The organism is Hydrogenophaga taeniospiralis (genome assembly GCF_020510445.1).
In the GTDB taxonomy this organism is placed as follows: Bacteria; Pseudomonadota; Gammaproteobacteria; order Burkholderiales; family Burkholderiaceae_C; genus Hydrogenophaga.
On sequence record NZ_JAHBAG010000001.1, the window covers coordinates 2,612,295 to 2,637,167 of the forward strand.

At 66.8% G+C, this 24,873-nt stretch carries 22 protein-coding genes; 14 read left to right on the plus strand and 8 right to left on the minus strand.

Features of this window, described 5'->3' with window-relative positions; all coding sequences use genetic code 11:
- Positions 1-62: 62 nt before the first annotated feature.
- The 6 genes from rpsP (at position 63) to KIH07_RS12650 (ending at position 4,110) form a co-directional block, all read left to right on the plus strand.
- Positions 63-317 (plus strand): 30S ribosomal protein S16, encoded by a 255-nt coding sequence (rpsP, locus tag KIH07_RS12625; protein ID WP_068173104.1) that lies wholly within the window; start codon positions 63-65, stop codon positions 315-317.
- A gap of 13 nt (positions 318-330) precedes the next feature.
- Positions 331-930, plus strand: a complete 600-nt coding sequence (gene rimM, locus KIH07_RS12630) for a ribosome maturation factor RimM (protein WP_226492303.1) — start codon at positions 331-333, stop codon at positions 928-930.
- A 51-nt stretch (positions 931-981) separates the two neighbouring features.
- Positions 982-1,758 carry a tRNA (guanosine(37)-N1)-methyltransferase TrmD gene (trmD, locus tag KIH07_RS12635; protein ID WP_226492304.1) on the plus strand — a complete coding sequence of 259 codons (777 nt, stop codon included), beginning with the start codon at positions 982-984 and terminating at the stop codon, positions 1,756-1,758.
- A gap of 156 nt (positions 1,759-1,914) precedes the next feature.
- Positions 1,915-2,271, plus strand: coding sequence for a 50S ribosomal protein L19 (rplS, locus tag KIH07_RS12640; RefSeq protein WP_226492305.1), 357 nt, complete (start codon positions 1,915-1,917; stop codon positions 2,269-2,271).
- Positions 2,272-2,433: 162 nt separating this feature from the next.
- On the plus strand, positions 2,434-3,123 hold the full coding sequence (locus KIH07_RS12645; RefSeq protein WP_226492306.1) for a CoA pyrophosphatase: 690 nt from the start codon (positions 2,434-2,436) through the stop codon (positions 3,121-3,123).
- A 51-nt stretch (positions 3,124-3,174) separates the two neighbouring features.
- Positions 3,175-4,110: a CobD/CbiB family protein gene (locus tag KIH07_RS12650; RefSeq protein WP_226492307.1), complete on the plus strand. Its 936-nt coding sequence runs from the start codon at positions 3,175-3,177 to the stop codon at positions 4,108-4,110.
- 61 nt (positions 4,111-4,171) lie between these two features.
- Here KIH07_RS12650 and rsgA read toward each other — a convergent pair whose 3' ends face one another.
- From rsgA to KIH07_RS12665, 3 genes are read right to left on the minus strand one after another with little or no spacing between them, the layout of a single operon-like run.
- Entirely contained in the window at positions 4,172-5,143 is a 972-nt protein-coding gene (gene rsgA, locus KIH07_RS12655; protein WP_226494697.1) for a ribosome small subunit-dependent GTPase A, read from the minus strand.
- Positions 5,144-5,157: 14 nt separating this feature from the next.
- Positions 5,158-5,514, minus strand: a complete 357-nt coding sequence (locus KIH07_RS12660) for a 4a-hydroxytetrahydrobiopterin dehydratase (protein ID WP_226492308.1) — start codon at positions 5,512-5,514, stop codon at positions 5,158-5,160.
- Positions 5,515-5,530: 16 nt separating this feature from the next.
- Positions 5,531-6,802 carry a M48 family metallopeptidase gene (locus tag KIH07_RS12665; protein ID WP_226492309.1) on the minus strand — a complete coding sequence of 424 codons (1,272 nt, stop codon included), beginning with the start codon at positions 6,800-6,802 and terminating at the stop codon, positions 5,531-5,533.
- A 118-nt stretch (positions 6,803-6,920) separates the two neighbouring features.
- On the opposite strand from KIH07_RS12665, the gene orn reads away from it, so the two are divergent.
- From orn to KIH07_RS12680, 3 genes are all read left to right on the plus strand, one after another.
- A complete protein-coding gene (gene orn / locus KIH07_RS12670) occupies positions 6,921-7,523 on the plus strand; it encodes an oligoribonuclease (RefSeq protein ID WP_226492310.1) in 603 nt (200 codons plus the stop codon).
- A 93-nt stretch (positions 7,524-7,616) separates the two neighbouring features.
- On the plus strand, positions 7,617-9,203 hold the full coding sequence (locus KIH07_RS12675; protein WP_226492311.1) for an inorganic phosphate transporter: 1,587 nt from the start codon (positions 7,617-7,619) through the stop codon (positions 9,201-9,203).
- Positions 9,204-9,564: 361 nt separating this feature from the next.
- A complete protein-coding gene (locus tag KIH07_RS12680) occupies positions 9,565-11,415 on the plus strand; it encodes a DEAD/DEAH box helicase (RefSeq protein WP_226492312.1) in 1,851 nt (616 codons plus the stop codon).
- Between the two features lie 100 nt (positions 11,416-11,515).
- Here the strand turns inward: KIH07_RS12680 and KIH07_RS12685 are convergent, their stop codons facing one another.
- Both KIH07_RS12685 and KIH07_RS12690 read right to left on the minus strand, forming a co-directional pair.
- Positions 11,516-12,844: a Glu/Leu/Phe/Val family dehydrogenase gene (locus tag KIH07_RS12685; protein WP_226492313.1), complete on the minus strand. Its 1,329-nt coding sequence runs from the start codon at positions 12,842-12,844 to the stop codon at positions 11,516-11,518.
- Between the two features lie 144 nt (positions 12,845-12,988).
- Complete coding sequence (locus KIH07_RS12690) at positions 12,989-13,966, minus strand: dipeptidase (RefSeq protein WP_226492314.1); 978 nt, start codon at positions 13,964-13,966, stop codon at positions 12,989-12,991.
- A gap of 193 nt (positions 13,967-14,159) precedes the next feature.
- On the opposite strand from KIH07_RS12690, the gene KIH07_RS12695 reads away from it, so the two are divergent.
- The 5 genes from KIH07_RS12695 (at position 14,160) to KIH07_RS12715 (ending at position 19,979) form a co-directional block, all read left to right on the plus strand.
- Entirely contained in the window at positions 14,160-15,752 is a 1,593-nt protein-coding gene (locus KIH07_RS12695) for an ABC transporter substrate-binding protein (protein WP_226492315.1), read from the plus strand.
- A gap of 260 nt (positions 15,753-16,012) precedes the next feature.
- Positions 16,013-17,041 carry an ABC transporter permease subunit gene (locus tag KIH07_RS12700; protein WP_226492316.1) on the plus strand — a complete coding sequence of 343 codons (1,029 nt, stop codon included), beginning with the start codon at positions 16,013-16,015 and terminating at the stop codon, positions 17,039-17,041.
- Entirely contained in the window at positions 17,038-17,895 is an 858-nt protein-coding gene (locus tag KIH07_RS12705; protein WP_226492317.1) for an ABC transporter permease subunit, read from the plus strand. The genes KIH07_RS12700 and KIH07_RS12705 overlap by 4 nt, the downstream gene beginning before the upstream one ends.
- Positions 17,896-18,024: 129 nt before the next feature.
- Positions 18,025-18,999, plus strand: a complete 975-nt coding sequence (locus tag KIH07_RS12710; protein WP_226492318.1) for an ABC transporter ATP-binding protein — start codon at positions 18,025-18,027, stop codon at positions 18,997-18,999.
- Positions 18,996-19,979: a dipeptide ABC transporter ATP-binding protein gene (locus tag KIH07_RS12715; protein ID WP_226492319.1), complete on the plus strand. Its 984-nt coding sequence runs from the start codon at positions 18,996-18,998 to the stop codon at positions 19,977-19,979. Before KIH07_RS12710 ends, KIH07_RS12715 begins: the two co-directional genes overlap by 4 nt.
- Positions 19,980-20,482: 503 nt before the next feature.
- Here KIH07_RS12715 and KIH07_RS12720 read toward each other — a convergent pair.
- From KIH07_RS12720 to KIH07_RS12730, 3 genes are all read right to left on the minus strand, one after another.
- A complete protein-coding gene (locus KIH07_RS12720) occupies positions 20,483-22,270 on the minus strand; it encodes an ABC transporter transmembrane domain-containing protein (RefSeq protein WP_226492320.1) in 1,788 nt (595 codons plus the stop codon).
- Positions 22,271-22,327: 57 nt separating this feature from the next.
- A complete protein-coding gene (locus KIH07_RS12725; protein ID WP_226492321.1) occupies positions 22,328-23,365 on the minus strand; it encodes a magnesium transporter in 1,038 nt (345 codons plus the stop codon).
- Positions 23,366-23,877: 512 nt separating this feature from the next.
- Positions 23,878-24,720: a Crp/Fnr family transcriptional regulator gene (locus KIH07_RS12730; protein WP_226492322.1), complete on the minus strand. Its 843-nt coding sequence runs from the start codon at positions 24,718-24,720 to the stop codon at positions 23,878-23,880.
- Between the last annotated feature and the right edge of the window lie 153 nt (positions 24,721-24,873).

Below are 24,873 nucleotides of genomic sequence, written 5' to 3' on the forward strand. Positions count from 1 at the left end.
TTCAGCCAAAAAAACCCACTGAAGTTTCCGCTCTTGGAGCTTCTCCACCCGAAGGATAAATCATGGTCGTCATTCGACTCTCCCGCGGCGGCGCAAAAGCCCGTCCGTTCTACAACATCGTGGTTGCCGACAAGCGCAACCGCCGCGATGGCCGTTTCATCGAACGCATCGGCTTCTACAACCCCCTGGCCCGCGGTGGTGAAGAGCCCCTGCGCATCGCCCTGGACCGCCTGACCTACTGGACCGGTGTGGGCGCTGAGCCTTCGGACACCGTGGCCCGCCTGGTCAAGCAACACGCTGCCAAGGCCGCCGCCTGATCACAGGCCGTTGGTGAGCAGCCCCACGCCTGGCGTCTTCAGCGCATCGGCCCTGCCGGGCGATGCGGTGGAGTTGGGACGCATCCAGGACCCGTGGGGCCTCAAAGGCTGGGTCCACATCCTGCCGCACAGCGCCGACACCGAAGCGCTGTTTGCCTCTTCCCAATGGTTCCTGCAGCCGCCCGAAGCCCGCTTCGCGCGCGGCTTTTCGGCGTTTTCGGGCTGCGTCAGCGTCACCGTGGCCGAGATCAAGGTCCATGCCGATGGCGTGGTGGCCCGGCTGGAAGGCATGGACGATCGCACCGCGGCCGAAGCGCTCAAGGGCGTGCGCATCTTCGTGCCACGCAGCGCCTTTCCGGCCACGCCCGAGGGTGAGTACTACTGGGTCGACCTGATCGGCCTGGACGTGGTGAACCGCGAGGGCGTGCACCTGGGTGTGGTGCGCGACCTCATGCCCACCGGTCCGACCTCGGTGCTGGTGCTCGAATACACCGAGACCGTGGACGGCAAAGCCCAGGTCGCCGAGCGCATGATTCCCTTCGTGTCCGCCTATGTGGATGGCGTGGACCAGACCGCCCGCCGCATCACGGTGGACTGGCAGGCGGATTACTGACCCCTCCTGGGGGAAGCCGCGCTGCGGCGCAGGGGGGAGACAATACCCCTCATGCGATTCGACGTCATCACCCTGTTTCCTGAATTGTTTGCCCCGTTCTTCACGAGCGGCATCAACCGGCGCGCGTTCGAGTCCGGGTTGGTGGACGTGAAGCTGTGGAATCCGCGCGATTTCGCGGACGGCAACTACCGCCGGGTCGATGACCGGCCGTTCGGTGGCGGCCCGGGCATGGTCATGATGGCCGAACCGCTGTGGCGGTGCCTGCAGGCCCTGCGCGTCGACCGCAACGAACCCGACGAGGCCCGCGCGCCGGTGGTGCTGTTTTCGCCGATCGGCGACCGGCTGGACCATGCGGGGGTCTCTGACTGGGCCGCCAGCGTGGGCGCGGTGCTGGTTTGCGGCCGTTACGAAGGCATTGACCAGCGCTTCATCGATGCCTGTGTCGATCGGCAGATCAGCCTGGGGGACTTTGTGCTCTCGGGTGGTGAAGTGGCCGCCATGGCCATGCTCGACGCCGTGGCACGCTTGCAGCCCGGCGTGCTGGGGGACGAGGGCAGCCACCAGCAGGACAGTTTCAATCCCGCGCTCGACGGTCTGCTGGACAGTCCGCACCACACCCGCCCTGAGGTCTGGCAAGGCCCCGCAGGGCCCATGGCGGTGCCCGATGTGCTGCTCGGAGGGCACCACGAACGCATCGCCCGCTATCGCCGTGAACAAAGCCTGGCGCTCACCGCCCGCCTGCGGCCCGACTTGCTGGAGCAGGCGCGCGCCCGGGGCCGCATCGGTGCCGCGGACGACGCTTTTCTGCGCCGGACGAAAAAGCTATAATCCAAAGCTTTTCGATCCTCTGACCGGCCGCCGTGACCGGGCCAGCCCGCAAAAACACAGGCGGGGGTGCAAGCCCCTGCTGCGTTTCTGGACAGGGCCCCTGCCGGATTCGTGGCCTTTAGTGCAGCGCGGGCATGATCGTGAAAACAGGAAACCATGAACCTCATCCAGACCCTTGAGCAAGAAGAAATTGCTCGCCTGAACAAAGAAATTCCCGCGTTTGCGCCCGGCGACACCGTGATCGTCAGCGTCAATGTGATCGAAGGCACCCGCAAGCGCGTGCAGGCTTACGAAGGCGTGGTGATCGCCCGTCGCAACCGTGGCCTGAACTCCAACTTCATCGTGCGCAAGATCTCCAACGGTGAAGGCGTCGAGCGTACGTTCCCCCTGTACAGCCCGTTGATCGCCAAGATCGAAGTCAAGCGCCGCGGCGATGTGCGCCGCGCCAAGCTGTACTACCTGCGTGACCGCAGCGGCAAGTCGGCACGTATCAAGGAAAAGCTCGGCGCGTAAGCGACGGGTTTGCGCCCGAAGCCGGGAGCCTCATCGGCTCCGGCCCTGGCCACCCGAAAAGCCGCTCCCCGGGGCGGCTTTTTTGTGCCCGTTCGCTGCCCACCTCCCGTCGGGTCACCCCCGGCACGCGCGGGTTGGCCCGTGTGGCCTATGCTCCCGCCCATGTCCCAGCCCTTGCCTCTGCCCGTTTTTGATCCTCGCCTGGTCCCGGCGTTGCCTGCCGCGCCTGACGAAGGCTTGTTGCCCGCGCAGCCCCATCGACTGACCGCCGGCGGGCTGCGCGAGCTGTTTGCGCGCCCGCCCGTGTGGACGCCCGAACTGCTGCGCGAAAAAAAGTTTGCCGACCGCCCGCCAGCGCAGGCAGCGGTGCTGCTGCCGCTGGTGATGCACGAGCGCCCGACCCTGCTGCTGACGCAGCGCACCGCACACCTGTCCACCCACTCGGGGCAGATCGCCTTGCCCGGCGGCAAGCTTGATGAGGGCGACGCCGACGCCATCGCGGCGGCCCTGCGCGAGACGCAGGAGGAGATCGGCCTGTCTCCCGAGCGCGTGGAGGTGCTGGGCACCTTGCCGGTGTATGTCACCGGGACGGCCTTCATCGTGACCCCGGTGGTCGGTCTGGTGCAGCCCGGCTTCACGCTGCAACCCAACCCGTATGAGGTGGACGAGGTGTTCGAGGTGCCGCTGGATTTCCTGATGGACCCCGCGCACCACCGCCGTCACGCCTGGGAGTGGGGCGGGGTGATGCGCGAGTGGTATTCCATGCCGTACCGGGACGGCGAGCACGAGCGGTTCATCTGGGGTGCCACGGCCGGCATGCTGCGCAATTTCTACCGCCTGCTCAGTGCCTGAAGGCCATCGTGGCCGGGGCTTCGCCGTGGGGCACGTCGCTATGATGACGTCATGAGTTTTTTCGCCATCCTCCTCGCCTTGCTGCTCGAACAGGCACGCCCGCTGGCCCACGACAACCCGGTGCACGCGGGGCTGCGCGGTTGGGCCCGGGCGGTGCGGCGCAACCTGGATGCCGGACAGGCCTCTCACGGCTGGGTGGCCTGGGTGCTGGCCGTGGGTGTGCCTGCGCTGATCGCCGGGCTCGTCTATTGGGGTCTGTGGGCCTTCAGTTCGGTGCTGGCGTTCGCCTGGATGGTCGGCGTGTTGTACGTGACGCTGGGCTTTCGTCAGTTCAGCCACCATTTCAGCGACATCCGGCAGGCGCTGGAGGTGGGGGACGACGCCACCGCCCGCGAGAAGCTGGCGCAATGGCTTCGGGTGGATGCGTCGAGCCTGCCGCGCACCGAGTTGCTGCGCCAGGTCATAGAGCATTCGGTGCTCGCGGCACACCGGCATGTGTTTGGCGTGCTGGTGTGTTTCGTGGTGTTCTGGGTGTTGGGCCTGGGGCCGTCCGGGGCGGTGTTCTACCGCATGGCCGAGTACCTGTCGCGCAACTGGCGCGCCCGCCCCGATGGCACCCCCAGCCCGGCGCTGCGACACGCGGCGGCCCGGGCCTGGGACTGGGTGGACCACTTGCCGGCCCGGGTGACGGCGCTGGGTTTCGCCATCGTCGGCAATTTCGAAGAAGCGGTCGCGAGCTGGCGCAGCGATGCCGAGCGTTTCGCCCCGGGCAGCGATGGCGTGGTGCTGGCCGCCACCTCGGGGGCGCTCAACGTGCGGCTGGCACCCCTGGCCGAGGGCGCCACCGTCCCAGATGACGCCGAGAGCGGCGCGCGCCCAGAGCCGCAGCTGGCGCACCTGGGCAGCGTGGTGGGTCTGGTCTGGCGTTCGGTGGTGTTGTGGATGCTGCTGCTGGCGCTGTTGACCCTGGCGCGCCTGCTGGGGTAGGGCCGCTGGGCGCTACCTGTCCGGGCGCGCAGGTCGGTGAAACGGGCCGAGGCCCGGGTGCTCAATACGGGCGGCGCGCCGAAAGCTCGGCAAACAGCTCGCCGTAGATCCGGTAGCGGTTTTCGCCGATGGCCTGCGGGTCCGCATTGGCCGGATCGTCGTCCGTTTTCTGCACATGGGCCAGCACCGCGCAACCCGGTTCGTGCAGGTGGGTGCAGTTGTAGAAGCGGCAGTTCCCCAGCGTCGCGCGCAGGTCGGGCATGAGGTGGGCGAGCTGCATCGGCTCGATGTGGTTCAGGCCGAATTCCTGAAACCCCGGTGAGTCGATCAGCGCCGTGCTGCGCGCCTCGTCCACCCAGTACCAGGTGGTGCTGGTGGTGGTGTGTTTGCCCGAGTTGAGTGCGCGCGAGATTTCGCCGGTCAGCGCCTTGGCCTGCGGCACCAGGCGGTTGACCAGCGTGCTCTTGCCCACGCCCGAGGGACCGAGCACCAACGTGGTCTTGCCGGTCAGGCGCTGCTGCAGCTCCACCAGGCCGGCCTCGCTGCCGGCCGCGGTCTGGCCCTTGAGCCGCAGCGGCAGGACATCACAGCCCATGCGCCGGTAGCTCTCGAGCCGTTCCCAGGCCTGATCGAAGGCGGGCTGCAGGTCGCTCTTGTTGAGCACGATCAGCACCGGGATGCCTTCGGCTTCGGCCGCGATCAGCGAGCGCGCGAGCTGGCGTTCGGAGAACTCGGGGTCGGCCGCGATCAGCACCAGGATCTGGTCGAGGTTGGCGGCGAAGGACTTGGTGCGCATCTCGTCCTGCCGGTAGAACAGGTTGCGCCGGGTGTCCACGCGTTCAATGCTGCCTTCGTCGCCCGTGGCCTGCCATTGCACATGGTCGCCCACGACCACCTGGCTTTTCTTTCCCCGCGGGTGGCAGATGCGGCGTTGTCCGTCCGGGCTCTCCACCAGGCAGTGCCGTCCGTGGGCCGCCACCACCAGCCCGGAAAGGGTGCCGGCTGGCTGCGAGGGGCTGGCCAAGGCTGGCAGGGCGTGGTTGCGCTTCAAAGCGGCAACCTGCTGGCTTGGGGGGCGTTCATGGGGTTCTTCAGCAGTGCGTCCACCGCGTCCGCGCAATGGAAGTCGCTGGCCGAAATACCGCCGACGTCGTGGGTGCTGAAACGCACGGTGCAGCGGCCATGCCCCAGGTGGAGCTCGGGGTGGTGGTCTTCGCGGTGGGCGATCCAGGCCACGGCGTTGGCGAACGCCATGGTCTCGTGGAAGGTGGTGAAGCCATAACTTTTCTCCAGCGCCCCGTCGATCAGCTTCCAGCCCTGGGCGGCGTCGCCATTGAGCTGGGTAAGCCGGGTGACGATTTCGGTGGCCGAGAGGGCGCGGCGATTCTGGTGGGTGGCGTTCATGGCAGGGCGGGTGCGTTCAGGCCGGGCCGGTGGCAAGCAACCTCGACAGGCGTTCGCTGGCGGGTGGGTGGGAGTAGTAGAAGCGGGCGTACACCGGGTCGGGCGTCAGCGTGCTGGCGTTGTCCTTGTAGAGCTTGAGCAGGGCGCTGGCGAGGTCGGCTCCGCTGGTGTGGGCCACGGCGTAGGCATCGGCTTCGAATTCGTGTCCACGGGACAACAGTGCCATCAGGGGCGAGAGGAAGAACGTGAACAGCGGCGCCACCAGCATGAAGAGCAGCAGCGCCAGCGCGTTGTTGGGCGCGTCCAGCGAAGGCGTGACCCCCAGCCCGGTGTAGAACCAGGCCTGACCCGACATCCAGCCCAGCAATGCGAAGCCCAGCAGACTCAGGCCGAACATGAGCACGATGCGCTTGACGACGTGGCGGCGCTTGTAATGGCCCAGTTCGTGGGCCAGCACGGCGTCGATCTCCGCCGGGTTGAGCTGCTGCAGCAGGGTGTCGAAGAACACCACCCGCTTGGCTGCGCCAAAGCCGGTGAAATAGGCGTTGGCGTGCGCGCTGCGCTTGCTGCCGTCCATCACGTACAGGCCCTTGGCGGCGAAGCCGCAGCGCTGCATGAGGGCGTTCACACGCGCCTTGAGGGCTTCGTCCTGGAGCGGCTGGAATTTGTTGAAGATCGGTGCGATCGCCGTCGGGTAGAGCACCAGCAGCAGGAGGTTGAAGCCCATCCAGGCGCCCCAGGCCCAGAGCCACCAGGTGGCGCCGGCCGCGCCCATGAGCCACAGCACCAGGGAGGCGATCGGCAGGCCGATCAGCGCGCCCACCAATGCGCCTTTGAGGATATCGGTCAGCCAGAGCGACAGGGTCATCTTGTTGAAGCCGAAGCGCGCTTCGATGCGGAAGTTCGACCACCAGGCCAGCGGCAGGGCGATCAGCCCGCCGATCAGCGAAAAGCACGCCAGCAGCGCCAGCTGCTGCAGCATGCCGCCGCCCAGCGCGGCGAGCAGGGTCTGGTTGAGCCAGTCCAGCCCACCAAGCAACGTCCAGCCCAGCAGCAGTGCCGACTCCAGCGCCAACTCCAGCAGGCCGAACCGGGTTTTGGCGATGGTGTAGTCGGCGGCCTTGTGGTGGGCCTCGGGTGTGATGGTCTGGGCAAAGGCGGAAGGCACTGTGTCGCGGTGGCGGGCCACGTGGCGGATCTGGCGGCTGGCCAGCACGGTGCGCGTGATCAATCCCAGCACAATCAGTGCACAAAAGGTGGCGGTGAAAATCCAGGCGGTGTGGTCCATACCGGGGAGTCTATCGAAGACCACCGGCCCCTGGCGCGGCAGGGCCAGGCGGCGGGATCCCCAGAGCCGAGGTGCCGCGGCAAAAAGACCGGTCTGGCGGATCGGTGAAAATCGCCGGATGCAAGCACCGAACGACATCAGCAGCCCGACCCCCACCGCGGCCCCCGAAACCCCCACCCTGGGCAAGAGCGACCAGAACCTGGTCTGGATTGACTGCGAGATGAGCGGTCTGGATCCGGAGAAGGAGCGCCTGCTCGAGATTGCGGTGGTGATCACCGGCCCGCAGCTCACGCCCCGTGTCGAGGGGCCGGTGCTGGTGATCCACCAGAGCGACGCGGTGCTGGGCGCCATGGACAATTGGAACAAGGGCACCCATGGTCGCAGCGGTCTGATCGACAAAGTGAAGGCCAGCACGGTCGATGAAGAAGAAGCGCAGGCCGAACTGCTGGCCTTCATTGGCAAATACGTCCCGAAGAACAGTTCGCCCATGTGCGGCAACACCATCAGCCAGGACCGGCGCTTTCTGGTGAAGTACATGCCCAAGCTGGAGGCGTACTTCCACTACCGCTGCCTGGACGTGAGCACCCTCAAGGAACTGGCCAGGCGCTGGCGCCCCGAGGTGTACGACAGTTTCAAGAAGCACCAGAAGCACACCGCGCTGGCCGATGTGCACGAGTCGATCGACGAACTCGAACACTATCGGGCCCATTTCCTGCGCTGAATCCGATCGCTCCACCGAGGTCCGGCTCTTCGGTTAGAGGCCTGGTCGCGAGACGTCGACATGTCAAAATCGTGAAATTCACGTGAAAAAAACATGACAAAAAAATCCCGCTCCCGCTTCATTTCCAAGCACCAGGATGTGCTGCAACTGGGCGCCGCCTTGGGTTTCCTGCTCCTGGTGGGCCTGTACGCCTCGTTGACGGGCGCCGACGTGCTGGGCCTGTCGGGCCCGGCGGTCTGGCTGCTCATCATCTCGGCGGTGGTGGGTGGCTACATGGCGATGAACATCGGCGCCAACGACGTGGCCAACAACATGGGGCCGGCCGTGGGGTCTGGCGCCATGACCATGGGGTGGGCCATCGTGGTGGCCGCGGTATTCGAGGCCATGGGCGCCATCGTGGCGGGTGGCGAGGTGGTCGGCACCATCAAAGGCGGCATCATCGACAGCCAGCAGATCACCGATGCGACGCTGTTCGCTTGGGTCATGTTTGCCGCGTTGCTGGCGGGTGCCCTGTGGCTGAACCTGGCCACCGCCATTGGCGCTCCCGTGTCCACCACGCACTCCATCATCGGCGCCGTGATGGGCTCGGGCATTGCGGCGGGCGGCTGGGGGCTGGTCAACTGGGGCACGATCGGCTCGATCGTGGTCAGCTGGCTGGTGTCGCCGCTCATGGGTGGCGCGATCGCGGCACTCTTTCTGTACATCATCAAACACAGCATCACCTACCGCAATGAGATGACGGAGGCGGCTTCCCGCGTGGTGCCCTGGCTGATTGCTGTGATGGCCTGGGCCTTTGGCTCCTATATGTTGCTCAAAGGTCTGGGGCAACTGGTCAAGGTGAATTTCTGGCTCGCCATCGTGCTGGGCGCGCTCTTTGGTGGCGCTGTGCTGCTGCTGGTGCGCCAACCCGTTGCCCGCCTGGCGCGGCAACAGGTCAACAGCAAGGAGGGCGTCAACCGCCTCTTCACCTGGCCACTGGTGTGTTCGGCCGCCTTGCTCAGTTTTGCGCACGGGGCGAACGACGTGGCCAACGCCGTGGGGCCGCTGGCCGCCATCTATGAAGCGGTGATCGCCGGCGCGGTCGCGACCAAGGCGGCCACGCCGATGTGGGTGATGGTGCTGGGTGCGCTGGGGCTGGCCGCAGGTCTGGCCTTGTATGGTGCGCGCCTGATCCGCACGGTGGGCAAGGAAATCACCGAGCTGGACAACATGCGGGCTTACTCCATTGCCATGGCTGCGACACTGACTGTGATCGTGGCGTCTCAGCTGGGCATGCCGGTTTCGACCACGCACATCTCCATTGGTGCGGTGTTTGGCGTGGGCTTCCTGCGTGAGCTGCTCAAGGTGAACTACGCCAAGATGGAAGCGGTGGTGTTCGCCGGTCACCAAGGACAGGACCGCGCCGAGGTGGAGCACTATCTGCAGCGTTTTGAGGCCGCCGAGGTGCACGAGAAAAAACGCATGCTCGCCGACATGAAACGGCGCACCAAGGACCGCGAGGCGGTCGATGGCGCGGTGTTCGCCAAGAAAGAGCAGAAGGCGCTGAAAAAGGCCTACAAGCAGGAAATCGTCAAACGTTCGGCGGTGCTGCGCATTGTGGCGGCCTGGATCGTCACCGTGCCGGCCACGGCTGTGCTCGCGGCGATCCTGTTCCACATGGTGGCGGCGGTGCTGGGCTGAAATCAGACAAACCGCTTGGGGTTTTCCCTCAAGCGTGCCATAATCACAGGCTGCGCAGGAAACTGCGCTGATTTGTGCATCTGCCTCACACACCAGGCTCCCCGATTCTTTGCGCTGGCATGCGCCTCTTTCGATAGACGTATTGCCAGCCCGCCAGCGGTCCCCGCTGGCGTTGCGGATGGGGCCTTCGTTCCCGGTGTCCTCCACTTTTGAAGTGGGACCCATGGCGCGTAGACCGTTTGATGGTTGATGTTTTGTAACCACGAACGGATCTGGCGCGCTGGAGCGTCCCGCCTCACCATGGCAGGCGGGCCACCAGTGTCTTTATTCGATCAATTGCGCGTACTGCGCATGGACGAACATGAGCGACTCTTTTGAAGCCCGCGGCGATTTCTCGCCCGAAATCCTGTCTGCCGAACCCGAAGCGGACACCCCTGTCACCCCCACGCCGGCCGAACCCAACGGTTTTGAACTGCTGGGCCTGGCCCCTGAACTGGTGCAAGCCTGTGCCGACCTCGGCTACGTGCAGCCCACCCAGGTGCAGAACAACGTGGTCCCCAAGGCCATGCTGGGCGAAGGCGAAAAACGCTTCGCCGACCTGATGGTCTCCAGTCAGACCGGCAGCGGCAAGACCGCCGCCTTCCTGCTGCCCGTGCTGCACACCCTGCTGCAACAGCAGGCCCAGGCCGAAGCCCAGGAGCGCGCCGACTTCGAGAAGGCCTGTGCAGACGCGCTGGCCCGTGGCGAGGCCGCACCCAAGCGCCCCAAGCGCAAGGACCCGACCAACCCGCGCAACTTCAAGGCAGCCACCCCGGGCGCCCTGGTGCTGTGTCCCACGCGTGAGCTCGCCCAGCAGGTGGCCAACGACGCCATCGACCTGGTGCGCCACTGCCGCGGCCTGCGCATCGCCAACGTGGTGGGCGGCATGCCTTACCAGTTGCAGATCGCCAAGCTGCAGAACGCCGACCTCGTGGTGGCCACACCCGGGCGTCTGCTCGATCTGCAGCGCTCGCAGCAGCTCAAGCTCGACCAGGTGCAGTTCCTGGTGGTGGACGAAGCCGACCGCATGCTCGACCTCGGTTTTGCCGACGACCTGGCCGAAGTCAACGACCTGACCAGCCAGCGCCGCCAGACCATGATGTTCAGCGCCACGTTTGCGCCGCGCATCCAGCAGCTCGCCATGCGCGTCATGCACGACGGTGGCAAGCACGTGCAGAAGGTGCAGATCGATTCCCCGCAGGAACAGCACGCCAACATCCAGCAGAAGCTGTTCTGGGCCGACAACGCCGACCACAAGCGCAAGCTGCTCGACCACTGGCTGCGCGACGCCAGCATCAACCAGGCCATCGTGTTCGCCAGCACCCAGATCGAATGCGACGGTCTGGCCAACGACCTGCAGCAGGAAGGCTTCTCCGCCGTCGCGCTGCACGGCGCACTCAGCCAGGGCATCCGCAACCGCCGTCTGATGGCGCTGCGCGCCGGCCAGGTGCAGATCCTGGTGGCCACCGACGTGGCCGCCCGCGGCATCGACGTGCCCACCATCACCCACGTCTTCAACTTCGGCCTGCCGATGAAGGCCGAGGACTACACGCACCGCATCGGACGCACAGGCCGTGCCGGACGCGATGGCCAGGCCATCACGTTCGCCGAGACGCGCGACCGCCGCAAGATCTTCGATATCGAAGCCTTCACCCGCCAACGCATCGCGGTGGAAACCATTCCCGGCATGGAGCCGCGCCAGCGCGCACCCCAGGCCGAGCCGTTTGGCCGTGGTGGCCCTGGTGGACGCCCGGCCGGTCGTGGCAACGACCGCTTTGCCGATCGCCGTGGCGCGCCGACACCGCGCGGCCCGCGTTTCGAGGGCCGTGGTGAAGCACCGCGTTTTGAAGGTCGTGGCGACGCGCCCCGTTTCGAGGGCAACCGCTTCGAACGCGAAGCCCCGCGTGGCGACAACCGTTTTGACAACCGTGGCGACAGCCGTCCGGCCGGTCGTGGTTTTGGCGACAAGGCCCCGGCCCGTGCCGGCTTCGGTGCCAAGCCCGCAGGCTTCTCCAGCTTCGGTCGCAACGACCGCGCTCCCGAACGCGGCGCCGATCGCTTCAGCGACCGCGGCAACTCGGAGCGTGCCGCTTTGCGTGGGGGCGAGTTCCAATCGCGCCGTTCCGAAGGTGGCGCGCCCGCCCGCCCGGTGGCTCGTCGCAGCCCGCGCTGAGCACCGACCCAGCGTCGAACACCACCCAGCAAAAAGGGCCCCGCATGCGGGGCCCTTTTTTTGTCGGTTCGCCGGTGTGGCGAATCAACCGCGAGAGAGATCAGGGGTACAGACCGCGCAGATCGCGGGCGTGCAGGATGCGCTTGCAGGCCACGATGAAGGTCGCGGTGCGCAGGCTCACCTTGTTCTCTTCGGCCACCTGCCACACGGCGGCGAACGCGCCCTTCATGATGCGCACCAGGCGTTCGTTGATCTCGTCTTCGCTCCAGAAGAAGCTGGAGAAGTCCTGCACCCATTCGAAGTAGCTCACCGTCACGCCACCGGCGTTGGCGATCACGTCGGGCAACACCAGGATGCCACGGTCGTGCAGGATGTCGTCGGCTTGTGGTGTGGTCGGGCCGTTGGCGCCTTCGATCACCATCTTCGCCTGGATGCGGCCGGCATTTTCTTCCGTGATCTGCTGCTCCAGCGCGGCCGGGATCAGGATGTCGCAGGGCACGCCCCAGAAGGCGTCGTCGGCGATCACCTCGGCCTGCGGGAATCCCGCCACCGTGCCCACGCGCGACACATGCGCCAGCAGCGAAGGCACGTCCAGACCCGCTTCGCGGTAGATGCTGCCGCCGTGGTCCTGCACCGCCACCACCTTGGCGCCGGCTTCGGCAAACAGCTTGCCGGCCACGCCGCCCACGTTGCCGAAGCCCTGCACGGCCACGCGTGCCTTGCTGATGTCCATGCCCGTGTGTTTGGCGGCTTCCACGCCCACGGTGAACACGCCGCGGCCGGTGGCTTCGCGCCGTCCCAGCGAGCCGCCCAGGTCCACCGGCTTGCCGGTGACCACGCCGGTGGCGGTGGAACCTTCGTTCATCGAATAGGTGTCCATCATCCAGGCCATGACCTGCTCGTTGGTGTTCACGTCCGGCGCCGGAATGTCCTTGCTCGGGCCGATGATGATGCCGATCTCGCTGGTGTAGCGGCGTGTGATGCGCTCGAGTTCACCCATCGACAGCTGGCGCGGATCGACGCGGATGCCGCCTTTGGCGCCGCCGTAGGGCACGTTCACCGCCGCGTTCTTGATCGACATCCAGGCCGAGAGCGCCATCACTTCGGACAGCGTCACGTTCTGGTGGAAGCGCACGCCGCCCTTGCCCGGGCCGCGGCTGGTGTTGTGCTGTACGCGGTAGCCCTCGAAGTGCGCGATGGTGCCGTCGTCCAGGTGGATTGGCACGTCCACGATCAGCGTGCGCTTGGGTCGCTTGAGCGTGTCCACCCAGCGGGCCAGATTGCCCAGATAGGGGGCCACGCGGTCGACCTGCTGCAGGTAGATGCCCCAGGGGCCCAGGTTGTTCGGATCGAGGTAGGAGGGCAGGGCGCTGGTGAAAGCGGCCGGGCTGTTGGCCGCGGGGCCGGCGGGGTGCGGTGCTTGTGACATGGTGCGTTGTTTCCTAGGGGGTGGGCTGGCCCGTAACGGTGGGTCAACGGATGCCACTGTACGGAGCGCCGTTCTGTCTGTCCAAGGCTGTGTTGCCATCTCTTTATGCTGCGAATGCATAACCTTGCGGTCGACCCATGGCGTTCAGTCGGGTGCCGCGCCCCAGACTTGGCGTGCCACGCGCGCCATGTTGTCACCCAGGACGCCATCGATGTCCTGCGGCCCCATGCCTGCTGCCCGCAGGGCGTCGGGCAGGGTTTGCCAAGTCTCGATGGGCGCGTAGCGCATCTGGCTGATGCCTTGGCCGTAACCCGCGTGCGCGGGCCACCAGAAGCCCGGATCGAACGCCCCAGGCGGATCGTCGTTCAGTTCGGGTTGCGAAAAGCCGATGTCCAGGCCCAGGCCCACATGCTGCGCGCCCACCAGATCGGCCACGTAGGCCACATGGCGTGCCAGGTCGCTCGCTTGTGGTGCGTTGCAGCCCAGAAACTTCGACACGCCGGAGATGCAGACCACGCCGCCGGTGGCCGCGCAGGCGCGAATCTGTTCGTCGGTGATGTTGCGACCGTGTTCGGCCAGCGCCAGCGGGTTGGCGTGGCTGAACACCACCGGGTGGCGCGAGTGGGTCATGATGTCCAAGGTGGTGCGCCGTTCGGTGTGGGCGCAGTCCATCAGCACGCCCGCGTCGTTCACGGCCTGCACCATGCGGCGTCCGAGCAGGGTCAGGCCCTGGGGCTCGTCGTGGCAGCCGCCGGCCACGCTGTTGTTGCGGTTGTAGGCGAAGTGGATCTGTCGCACGCCGAGATCGCGGTACAGCGCCACCATCTCGGGGCGCTCCAGCAAGGGCAGGGCGCCTTCCAGGTCAAAGCCCACCGCGAGTTTTCCCTTGTTGCGCGCGTGTTCGATGTCGGCCACAGTGTCCGGGATCAGATAGCGCTCGGACTCGGCCCGCAGCCGCGCACGGAAAGCGGCGAGCACCGGCAGGATCTGGCCCAGCGGGTTCATGTCCATGCCCACGTTGATGCAGACGTGGTGCACCCCTGCGGCACGGTAGCGCTCCAAAGGGGCAAAGCTGGCTTCGGGATGCAGGGGCAGGCAGGTGTGGGCTTCCCAGCGGATCATGGGCTTCCTTCCTTGGGTGGGGCGTCATGCGATGGCATCGATTTTGCAAGGGTTGACGGGCATCAAGTGGAGCCTCCGTTTTGAACGGGTGGCACCACCGCAGGTGACAGCTCCGTGACGTTTTGTGTCGATAATGAATTTTTCCTTAACAGGGGGCGCATGTCGCTGCTCCCGCAACAACGAAGGATGACCCATGTTTGAACTGAAGAAACTGACCCTGGCTTTGGGCTTGTCTGCGGTGGCGATGGCCTCGCAGGCCGCCGGCACGCTGATTTTCTGTTCCGAAGGCAGTCCCGAGGGTTTTGACACCGCGCAATACACCGGCGGGAACACCTTTGACGCCGCCGGCCACGCGATCTTCAACCGGTTGACGCAGTTCAAGAAGGGCGGTACCGAGGTCGAGCCGAGCCTGGCGCAGGAATGGACCGTGTCCGCCGACGGGCTGACCTACACCTTCAAGCTGCGCAAAGGCGTCAAGTTCCACACCACCGACTATTTCAAGCCGGGCCGTGACATGACCGCCGACGACGTGATCTTCACCTTCGAGCGCATGGTCAACAAGGACCATCCGTTCAACAAGGCCTACCCCGCCCAGTTCCCGTACGCCTCCGACGTGGGTCTGGAGAGCAACACCGAGTCGGTGACCAAGACCGACGACCTGACGGTGGTGATCAAGCTCAAGCAGCCCGACCCCGACCTGCTGGTCAAGATCGCCATGCCGTTTGCCTCGATCCTGTCGAAGGAACACGCCGACAAACTGGTGGCCGAAGGCAAGGCCAGCATGATCAACCAGCAGCCCATCGGCACCGGTCCCTTCGCGCTGCGCCGCTACGAGAAGGACGCGCAGATCCGCTACGTCAAGCACAAGGACTACTGGAACGCCAAGAACGTGCTGGTGGACAACCTGATCTTCGCCATCACCACCGACGCCTCGGTGCGCTTCCAGAAGCTCAAGGCCGGTGAGTGCCACATCATGTCCTACCCGAAACCGCAGGACATCGCCGCCATGAAGGCCGACCCCAAGCTGAAGATGGACACGGCCCCGGGCTTCAACATCGGCTATCTGAGCTACAACACCGAGAAGGCACCGCTGAACAAGGTCGAAGTGCGCCAGGCGCTGGACATGGCGATCAACCGCAAGGCCATCATCGACGCGGTGTACCAGGGGCAGGGCCAGGCGGCGTCCAATCCGTTCCCGGCCTCGTTGTGGTCCTACAACGCCAAGCTGAAGAACGCCGCCTTCAACCCGGAAAAGGCCAAGGAACTGTTGAAGAAAGCCGGCGTGGCCGAGGGCACCGAGATCACCTTGTGGGCCATGCCGGTGCAGCGCCCCTACAACCCCAACGCCAAGCTGATGGCCGAGATGATCCAGGCCGACTGGGCCAAGGTGGGCATCAAGGCCAAGATCACGCAGTACGAGTGGGGTGAGTACCTCAAGCGCCTGAAGCAGGGCGAGCACGACACCGGCCTGATCGGCTGGACCGGCGACTACGCCAGCCCCGACAACTTCCTGGGCGTGCTGCTCACCTGCGAAGCCATCGGCGGCTCCAACTACGCGCGTTACTGCAGCAAGGAGTTCGACGGCTACGTGCTCAAGGCGCGCAACAGCGTGAACCAGAAAGAGCGCACCGAGCTGTACATGAAGGCCCAGGAGGTGTTCAAGAAGGACATGCCGTGGTCCACCATCGCCCACTCCACGGTGAACCAGCCCATGCGCAAGGAGCTCAACGGCTTCAAGATCAGTCCGTTTGGCGACTACAGCTTCGAAGGCGTGAGTGTGAAGTGATCCCCCCGCGCCGCCTGCGGCGTCACCCCCCAGGGGGCAACGCGGTGCGGCCCGGCGGAGCCGGTTCCGCCGCGTTCTGGGACTTCTCCGGCTGCAGGCTCACTGCGTGTAGCCTGCTGCGCCTGAGGGCAATGCGAGCGGCTTGGCGATGCAGGGCCGCTCGCATTCTTGGATCGGCCACTCCGGTCAATTTGCAGGCGTCAAGCTTTTGACGGCTGCCCTTTTTTACGCGTTCTGAAAACAACAAGGGGTGCTCCCTCATGCTGAGATACCTCCTCAAGAAGTTGCTGGTGCTGATTCCCACGATCCTGGGGGTGACGCTGCTGACGTTTTCCCTGATCCGTCTGATCCCCGGCGACCCGGTTGAAGTGATGGTGGGCGAGCGCACGCTCAACCCGGAGCTGCACGCCGCCGCCCTCAAACGCCTGGGTTTGGACCAGCCGCTGTACGTGCAGTACGGTCGTTACCTCGGGCAACTGGCACAGGGCGACCTGGGGCAGTCGCTCAAGACGCAGTCTCCCGTGTGGAGCGAATTCAAGGCCCTGTTTCCGGCCACGCTGGAGCTGGCGCTGTGCGCGCTGCTGCTGGCGCTGGTGCTGGGGCTGATCGCGGGGGTGCTCGCGGCGGTCAAGCGCGGCAGCTGGCTGGACCACACCGTCATGACGGGCGCGCTCACCGGCTACTCCATGCCCATCTTCTGGTGGGGCCTGCTGCTGATCCTGATCTTCTCGGTGGGGCTGGGCTGGACGCCGGTGTCCGGCCGGCTCGACCTGATGTTCGACGTGCAGCCACAGACCGGCTTCATGCTCATCGACGCCTGGCTGGCCGAGCGCGCCGACCCCGAGCTCAGCAGCGGCGCGCTGTGGGACGCGGTGCGCCACCTGATCCTGCCGGCCATCGTGCTCGGCACCATCCCGCTGGCGGTGATCGCGCGCATGACACGATCAAGCATGCTCGAAGTGCTGCGCGAAGACTACGTGCGCACGGCGCGCGCCAAGGGCCTGTCGCCCATGCGCGTGATCTTCGTGCACACGCTGCGCAACGCGCTCATTCCGGTGCTCACCGTGGTGGGGCTGCAGGTGGGCACGCTGATGGGCGGCGCGGTGCTGACCGAAACCATCTTCTCCTGGCCGGGCATCGGCAAATGGCTGATCGACGCCATTGGCCGGCGCGACTACCCGGTGGTGCAGAACGGCATCCTGCTCGTTGCCACGCTCGTCGTCGTCACCAACTTTGTCGTGGACCTGCTCTACGGTGTGGCCAACCCTCGCATCCGGGTGCAGGCATGAACTTCAAGGAATTCTGGCGAGCCTTCTCGCAAAACAAAGGCGCCGTGGCCGGCCTGGTGTTCATGTCCATCGTGGGCCTGTTGGCGATCTTCGCGCCTTGGGTCGCGCCGCACGACCCGATCGAACAATACCGTGAGCACTTCCTGCAGGGCCCGGTCTGGGCCGGTGGCACCAGTCAGTTCCTGCTGGGGACCGACGAGCTCGGTCGTGACCTGTTTTCGCGCCTGATCCACGGCGCACGGCTCTCGCTGCTGGTGGGCCTGGTGTCGGTGGTGCTGGCGATGATTCCGGGCGTGATCCTGGGGCTGGTGGCGGCGTTCGCCGGCAAGTGGGTGGACGCCGCCATCATGCGCGCCATGGACATCGTGATGGCCTTGCCCTCGCTGCTGATGGCGGTGGCCATCATGGCCATCCTCGGCCCGGGCCTGCTCAACGCCATGATCGCCATCGCGCTGGTGTCGCTGCCAGCCTATGTGCGGCTGGTGCGCGCCTCAGCCATCGGCGAGCTGCAGCGCGACTACGTGACCGCTGCGCGCCTGTCGGGCGCGCGCACGCTGCGGCTCATGTTCGTGACCGTGCTGCCCAACTGCACGGCGCCGCTGATCGTGCACGCCACCATGAGCTTTTCCGCCGCCATCCTCGAGATCGCGGCGCTGGGCTTCCTGGGGCTGGGTGTGCAGCCGCCGCTGCCCGAGTGGGGCACCATGCTCGCCTCGGCGCGCGACTACATCGAGAGTGCCTGGTGGGTGGTGACGCTGCCGGGCCTGACCATTCTGTGGTCGGTGCTGGCGATCAACCTGGTCGGCGACGGGCTGCGCGACGCGCTCGACCCGAAGCTCAAGTCAGCAACATGAAACACCCCCGCCGCGCTTCGCGCGACCCCCTCAAGGGGGCAACGCTGGCGGCCCGGCAAAGCCGGTTCCGCGGCGTTCTTGGCTCAGACATCTCGCGCCGGTGACGGTGCAACCCTTGAGAGATTTGGCATGAGTCTTCTTGACATTCAAAACCTGCGCGTCGAATTCGGCGCCAAGGGCCGTGCCTTTCGTGCGGTGGACGGGCTGGACCTGCAGCTGGACCAGGGCCAGGTGCTGGGCATCGTGGGCGAGTCGGGTTCGGGCAAGTCGGTCGCGATGATGGCCGTCATGGGTCTGCTGGCCGGGCAGGGCCACGTCGGCGCCGATCGCCTGCGGTTCGACGGCAAAGACCTGCAGACCATTTCAGACCGCCAGCGCCGCAAGATCCTGGGCAAGGACATGGCCATGATCTTCCAGGACCCCATGACCTCGCTCAACCCGAGCTTCACCGTGGGCTTCCAGATCGAGGAGGTGTTGCGCGAACACATGGGCCTGCGCGGTGCGGCCGCCAAGGCGCGCGCCATCGAGCTGCTGCAGATGGTGGAAATCCCCGGGGCCGCGCACCGGCTGGAGAGCTACCCGCACCAGTTTTCGGGCGGCATGGCGCAGCGCGTGATGATCGCGATGGCGATCGCCTGCAACCCCAAGCTGCTGATCGCCGACGAGCCCACCACCGCGCTGGACGTGACCATCCAGGCCCAGATCATGGAGTTGCTGGTGCAGCTGCAGCGGGCGCACAACATGGCCCTGATCCTCATCACGCACGACCTGGCCGTGGTGGCCGAGGTGGCGCAACGCGTCGCGGTCATGTACGCGGGCCAGGAGGTGGAGCAAGGCGCCGTGGACCGCCTGTTCACCGCACCGGCACACCCCTACACCCACGCGCTGCTCAGCAGCGTGCCCGAGCACAGCCGTGGCGCGCGTCGCCTGCACACCCTGCCCGGCATCGTGCCCGGCCAGTTCGACCGGCCCACCGGTTGCCTGCTCTCGCCGCGTTGCCCCAAGGCCCAGGACCGCTGCCACATCGAGCGCCCCGAGCTGCTGGCGCAGGGCGGTGGTCTGGTGCGCTGCTTCTACCCCATGACGGCGCAGGAGACGCTATGACCGCCACCCCGATGATTGCGCCCACGGCCCCGGTGATGCAGGCCGAATCGCTGACGCGCCACTACGGCGTGTCGCAGGGCTTCATGAAACCCAAGGTCACGGTCAAGGCCCTGGTCGACGTGTCGTTCACGCTCACCGCCGGCCAGACCCTGGCCGTGGTGGGCGAGTCCGGCTGCGGCAAGAGCACGCTGGCGCGCCAGCTCACCCTGATCGAGCCGCCCACCGGCGGACGGCTGCAGGTCGGTGACGAATGGGTGACGCCCGGCGACCGCGCGCAATACAAGCGCCTGCGCAGCCAGGTGCAGATGGTGTTCCAGAACCCCTACGCCTCGCTCAACCCGCGCCAGAAGATCGGCCACCAGATCGGTGAGCCCCTGCTGCTCAACACGCCCCTGAGCGCGGCCGAGCGCAAGGACAAGGTGCTGGAGAGTCTGAAGCGCGTGGGCCTGCGCCCTGAGCACTACGACCGCTACGCCCACATGTTTTCCGGCGGCCAGCGCCAGCGCATCGCGATTGCGCGCGCCATGGTGCTGCAGCCGAAGATCCTGGTGGCCGACGAGCCGACTTCGGCGCTCGACGTGTCGATCCAGGCCCAGGTGCTCAACCTGTTCATGGACCTGCAGGAGCAGCTGCAGACGGCCTACGTGTTCGTCTCGCACAACCTCGCGGTGGTGGAGCACATCGCCAACGATGTGATGGTGATGTACCTGGGCCGTGTGGTCGAAGCGGGCCCGAAGGCCACGATCTTCGCCAACGCGCTGCACCCGTACACCCTGGCCCTGCTGTCGGCCACACCGTCCATCGACCCGGCGCAGCGCCAGAAGAAGATCAAGATCCACGGCGAGCTGCCCAGCCCGCTGAACCCGCCCACCGGCTGTGCGTTTCACAAGCGCTGTCCGAAGGCGGATGCTCGGTGTTCGAGTGAGCTGCCACTGCTGCGGCCTTTGGAAGGGCGGCAGGTGGCTTGCCACCACGTTTGAAGCGGCCCTTTCTGGCTGCTTTTCCAGAAACGTTCTGGAGGCAACCCTGACCTTCGGCGCTCAGACTGGGCTGGCAGGGGCAGGTGGTCCGGGTGTTCGTTCTCCGTCCCACGCTCGCGGGAGTCTGCCCGTGCGCGCAACCACCACTCCATCAACACCGTGATGGCGCGCACGCCCTGTGGCAACCGCGAATCGGGACTGCGCCCGCCCACCCAGACCACCTGCCCCCCGAAGTGATGTGTGAGCGAACCCGCAGGCTGCCCTTCTGTCTTTGAGGTCGATGGCGGTTCCCCCGGGCGCAGGTCCCATTCGCCGTTGCCACAGAGGTGGCTTACCCGCGCAGTGTTGACGCGACAGCGCTTGAGAGTTTCAGAGGAAGACGGCGAGCGTGGGCCGGAGAACGGGGGGGCCGCCATTGGCCTGCGCGAGGTGCAGGTGCACCCGTTCCCGGTACATCTCGCAAGGCCCAGCCGGAAACCGACGCCCCCAGACACCAGCGAGGCTCAGGCGTTGAATTGCAACGCCGCCAGCCCGGCATAGACGCCACCGTGCGCTACCAGCGCGGTGTGCGTGCCTTGCTCCACCAGCCGACCATGGTCCAGCACCACGATGTGGTCGGCCTGCTGCACCGTGGCCAGGCGGTGGGCGATCACGAGGGTGGTGCGGTCTTTCATGGCCGACTCCAGCGCCGCCTGCACCATGCGCTCGCTCTGCGCGTCCAGCGCGCTGGTGGCTTCGTCCAGCAACAGCAGCGGCGGGTTTTTCAACATGGCGCGCGCGATCGCGATGCGCTGGCGCTGCCCGCCCGAGAGACGCACGCCGCGTTCGCCCAGAAAGGTGTCATAGCCCTCGGGCAGTTTCGAGATGAACTCGTCCGCAAAGGCCGCATGCGCTGCGGCGCGCACCTCGTCGTCGTTCGCGCCCGGCTTGCCGTAGCGGATGTTTTCCAGCGCGCTGGTCGAGAAGATCACCGGGTCCTGCGGCACGATGCCGATGCGTGAGCGCAGCTCGTGCAGGCTCAGCTGGTCGATGGGCACGCCGTCCAGCGCGATGCGGCCCGAGGCCGGGTCGTAGTAGCGCAGCAGCAGGCCAAACACCGTGCTCTTGCCCGCGCCGCTCGGCCCCACCAGCGCCACCGTCTGCCCCGGTTTCACCGCCAGGCTGAAGTCGGCCAGCGCCGCCTGCGCGGGGCGCGACGGGTAGTGGAAGGTGAGCCGGTCGAACACCAGCGCGCTGCCGCCTTGCGGCTGGGCCGCGGCCACCGGCTGGGCGGGTGACTGCACCGGCGACTCCAGGCTCAGCAGCTCCATCAGCCGCTCGCTCGCGCCCGCGGCGCGCAGCAGGTCGCCATAGACCTCGCCCAGCACCGCCACCGCCCCGGCCAGGATGATGATGTAGACAACGGTCTGACCCAGGTGTCCGGCGCTGATGTCGCCAGCGATCACCGCCTGCGTGCCCTGGTACAGGCCCCACAGCAGCAGAGCGGCCGTGCTGATGATGATGAACGCCACCAGCCCGGAGCGCGCGCGGCTGCGGCGCACGGCGGTACTGAAGGCGTGTTCGGTCGCGTCGGCGAAACGCCGCGCCTCGCGGTCTTCCGCCGTGTAGCTCTGCACGATGGGGATCGCGTTGAGCACCTCGGCCGCGATCGCGCTCGAATCGGCCACGCGGTCCTGGCTGGCGCGCGAGAGCTTGCGCACGCGCCGGCCAAACCACATGCTCGGCAGCACCACCAGCAGCAGGATCAGCAGCACCTGCGTCATCACGTAGGGGTTGGTCCAGATCAGCATCACCAGCGCGCCCAGGCCGGTGACCAGGTTGCGCAAGCCCATGGAGAGCGAAGAGCCCACGACCGTCTGCACCAGGGTGGTGTCGGTGGTCAGGCGCGAGAGCACCTCGCCGGTCTGGGTGGTCTCGAAAAACTGCGGGCTCTGGCGCAGCACATGGCTGTAGACCGCGTTGCGCAGATCGGCGGTGATGCGGTCGCCCAGCCAGCTCACGAAATAGAAGCGCAGCGCCGACGACAGGCCCAGCAGCACTGCCACGCCAAAGAGCTGCAGGAAGTGCCCGCGCAGGCCCATGGTCTGCGCGCCTCGGTCCAGCGAGACCAGGCCGCCGTCGATGAGGTGGCGCAGCGCCAGCGGAAACAGCAGCGTGGCCACCGCGGCCAGGATGAGGAACACCACGGCCAGCGCGATCTGCAGCCGGTAGGGCCGCATGAACGGCCGCAGGCCGCCGAGCGAGGTGGGGGTGGTGGACTTGGGGCGTTCGGTCGGGGTGGCGGCACTCATGGCAGGAGTGTGCCGGGTTTTTGCCCGGCGGTTGAGCGGCCGCCGGCCGCGCGGGCGCTACAGCACCACCGCGCTGACGATCACGAAATAGGTCAGCAGGCTCAGCAGGTCCTGCACGATCGTGGCCAGCGGGCCGCTGCCGTAGGCTGGGTCGCTGCCCAGCCGGCCCAGCACCCAGGGCAGTACCAGCCCGATGGTGGTGGCAATGCCACCGGCCGCCACCAGCGCCCCCGCGACCGCGCAGGCCAGTGGCCAGTCGCCAAACGCCAGCCCCACCGCTGGCAGTGTCAGCCCGGCGAGCACCAGGCCGATCAGCAGGCCGGTGCGCATCTCGCCGCCGATCAGCGTGGAGAGGCGCACATGGCTCAGCGAGAGCCCGCGCACCGCCACCGCCTCGGTCTGCGTGCCGATGGCATCGGCCAGGTACACCAGCCCAGGCACGAAGAAGGCGATCGACGGGTGCAGGGCCAGTGTGTGTTCGAAGCGGGCCACGATGAAAGTGGCCAGGAAGCTGCCCAGCAGCCCCACCAGCAGCCAGGGCAGGCGGTGCCGCAGGCGGCGCATGGGCGGCTCTTCGATCGCCTCGCGGGCGTGCAGGCCCTCGCGCGTGATGCCGGCGAAGCGGTGGATGTCTTCCACGTGTTCGCGCCGCAGGATGTGCAGCAGCGCCGAGGCCGGCACCACGCCCACCAGGCGCCCCTGGGCGTCGGTCACCGGGATGGCGCTGAGCTCGTGGTGCAGTGCCAGCGAGGCCACACGCTCCTGGTCCGTTTCGGCGTGCACCTTGGGGAAATGGAGGTTGGCGACCTGGCCCACCCGCGTGTCCCGGGGCAAGGCGAGCAGGGCCGCCAGCGACACGACGCCCAGCAGATGCTCACCGGCATCGAGCACGCACACCAGGTCGATGCATTCGCTGGGCCGCGCCAGCAGCGCGTCCAGCACCTCGGCCACCGTCTGGTCGGGCGTGGCCCGCGGTACGTCGGCCACCGCATGGCGTGCCGCGGTTTCGTTGTGCCGCGGCGTGGGTGGGTCCTGCACGGTCCGTGGGCTGGCGGCGGTTGGCGCGGTGGTGGTGCGGGGGCTGGGGTTCGACATGGGGCTCCTGTCCGCGGGTGGGGCGTGTGCCCGCCCACCGTGCGCAGTGTAGGTCTCGCCGCCGGTTCGGTCTCTTTCTCCTTCCAACGCGATGAAGCCTCCGCCCAGGCGCGGGCAGGCGGGCTGACCCGGCATGGGACCACACGACATGGGTTCGATCGGGGGTCTGTTCCAAGGGGCGGTGGCTCAACGGGTGGTCCACCTGGCCAAGGTGCCGGCACTGTTGATGATGTGAGGGCAGCCCCTCAACACGAAGAAGGCCCGCCCACCCTGACGGGTGGCGGGCCCTGTGAAGGTCCCCGGCATCGCGTATGACCGCCGTGCCGGTCTGAGGGTGCCTTCACCCCTCGTGGTGTCGGAGACACCACGATCTTTCCCCCGAAAGGGAAACCTCACTTGACCACTGGTGAGCAGACTTACCGTCACATCCCCCACTGGCCATTCCAGTGTGCGACGGCCGGCGTGTGGGGCCATTGAGCACGCTCAATCCGGTCGCAGATTTTCCGACCGGTTCAGGCGGCGAACCGGTGAGCGGTGGAGCGCCGGCCCTGCCCGGGCGGGCGGTGGTCGGCGGGGCGCCGGGGGTGCTCCAGCGTGGGTGCGTCCAACGGCCGCCGGGTGCTGCGAGCGAAGGCGGCAAGTCCGTCCATGTCCCGAATCTCGATCTCGCGGTCGTTCACATGGAGCAGGCCCAGCGTGGCCAGCGCGGTGAAGCTGCGGCTGACCGTCTCGTGCGCCACGCCCAGCAGGCTGGCGATCTCGCGCCGCCCCATCCGCAGATGAAAGCGGCTCGGTGACTGTCCGCAGCCCGCCATACGCCGGGCGTGCTGGATCAGGAAGCGCGCCAGCCGCACTTCGGCCGCGACCGCCGCCATGATGTCCACCAGCTCGCGGCTGCGCGCCAGGGTCCGGCTGCCGCCGCATTGCAGCATCAGGCCAAAGGCTGGCAGCGCCTGACTCAGCCACGGGATGTCGCACCTCGGGACCGCATATACGACGGAGTCCTCCAGGGCGGAAATGGCCACCGGATGCGACTCCATGCACAGCGCGTCAAACCCCAGGACCTCGCCACGGATGGCAAACGCCAGCACCTGTTCATAGCCATCCTCGTCGGTGCGGAAGATCTTGAAGGTGCCCGCACGCACGAAAAAGATGGCGTCGGCCGTCGCCCCTTCGTGCACCAGGCACTCACCCGCGTGGAGATGCCGAAGGGCGACGGCGATGTGCGCGGCGGCCTCGGGCGGGGCGGCCGGCCCTCCCGCCATCTGCAGCAGATCGGCCATGGTGGTGGGCGCCAACCGGTTGGTGTGGTCAGCCTGCCCGGAGTGGGCCTGGATCGGGTTTTTGCAATTCATCGGTGGCTCCTGCTTGTGCACCCCGAAATGGGTTCATCATGCGCTTGCATGTGATGAATGTCACGGTTCATCGGACTGGGCACCCGGACCACGGTCAACCATGCAACCGGCCATCCGCCGGGGCCGCGTGCCCACGGCCCCGGCAAATACCGA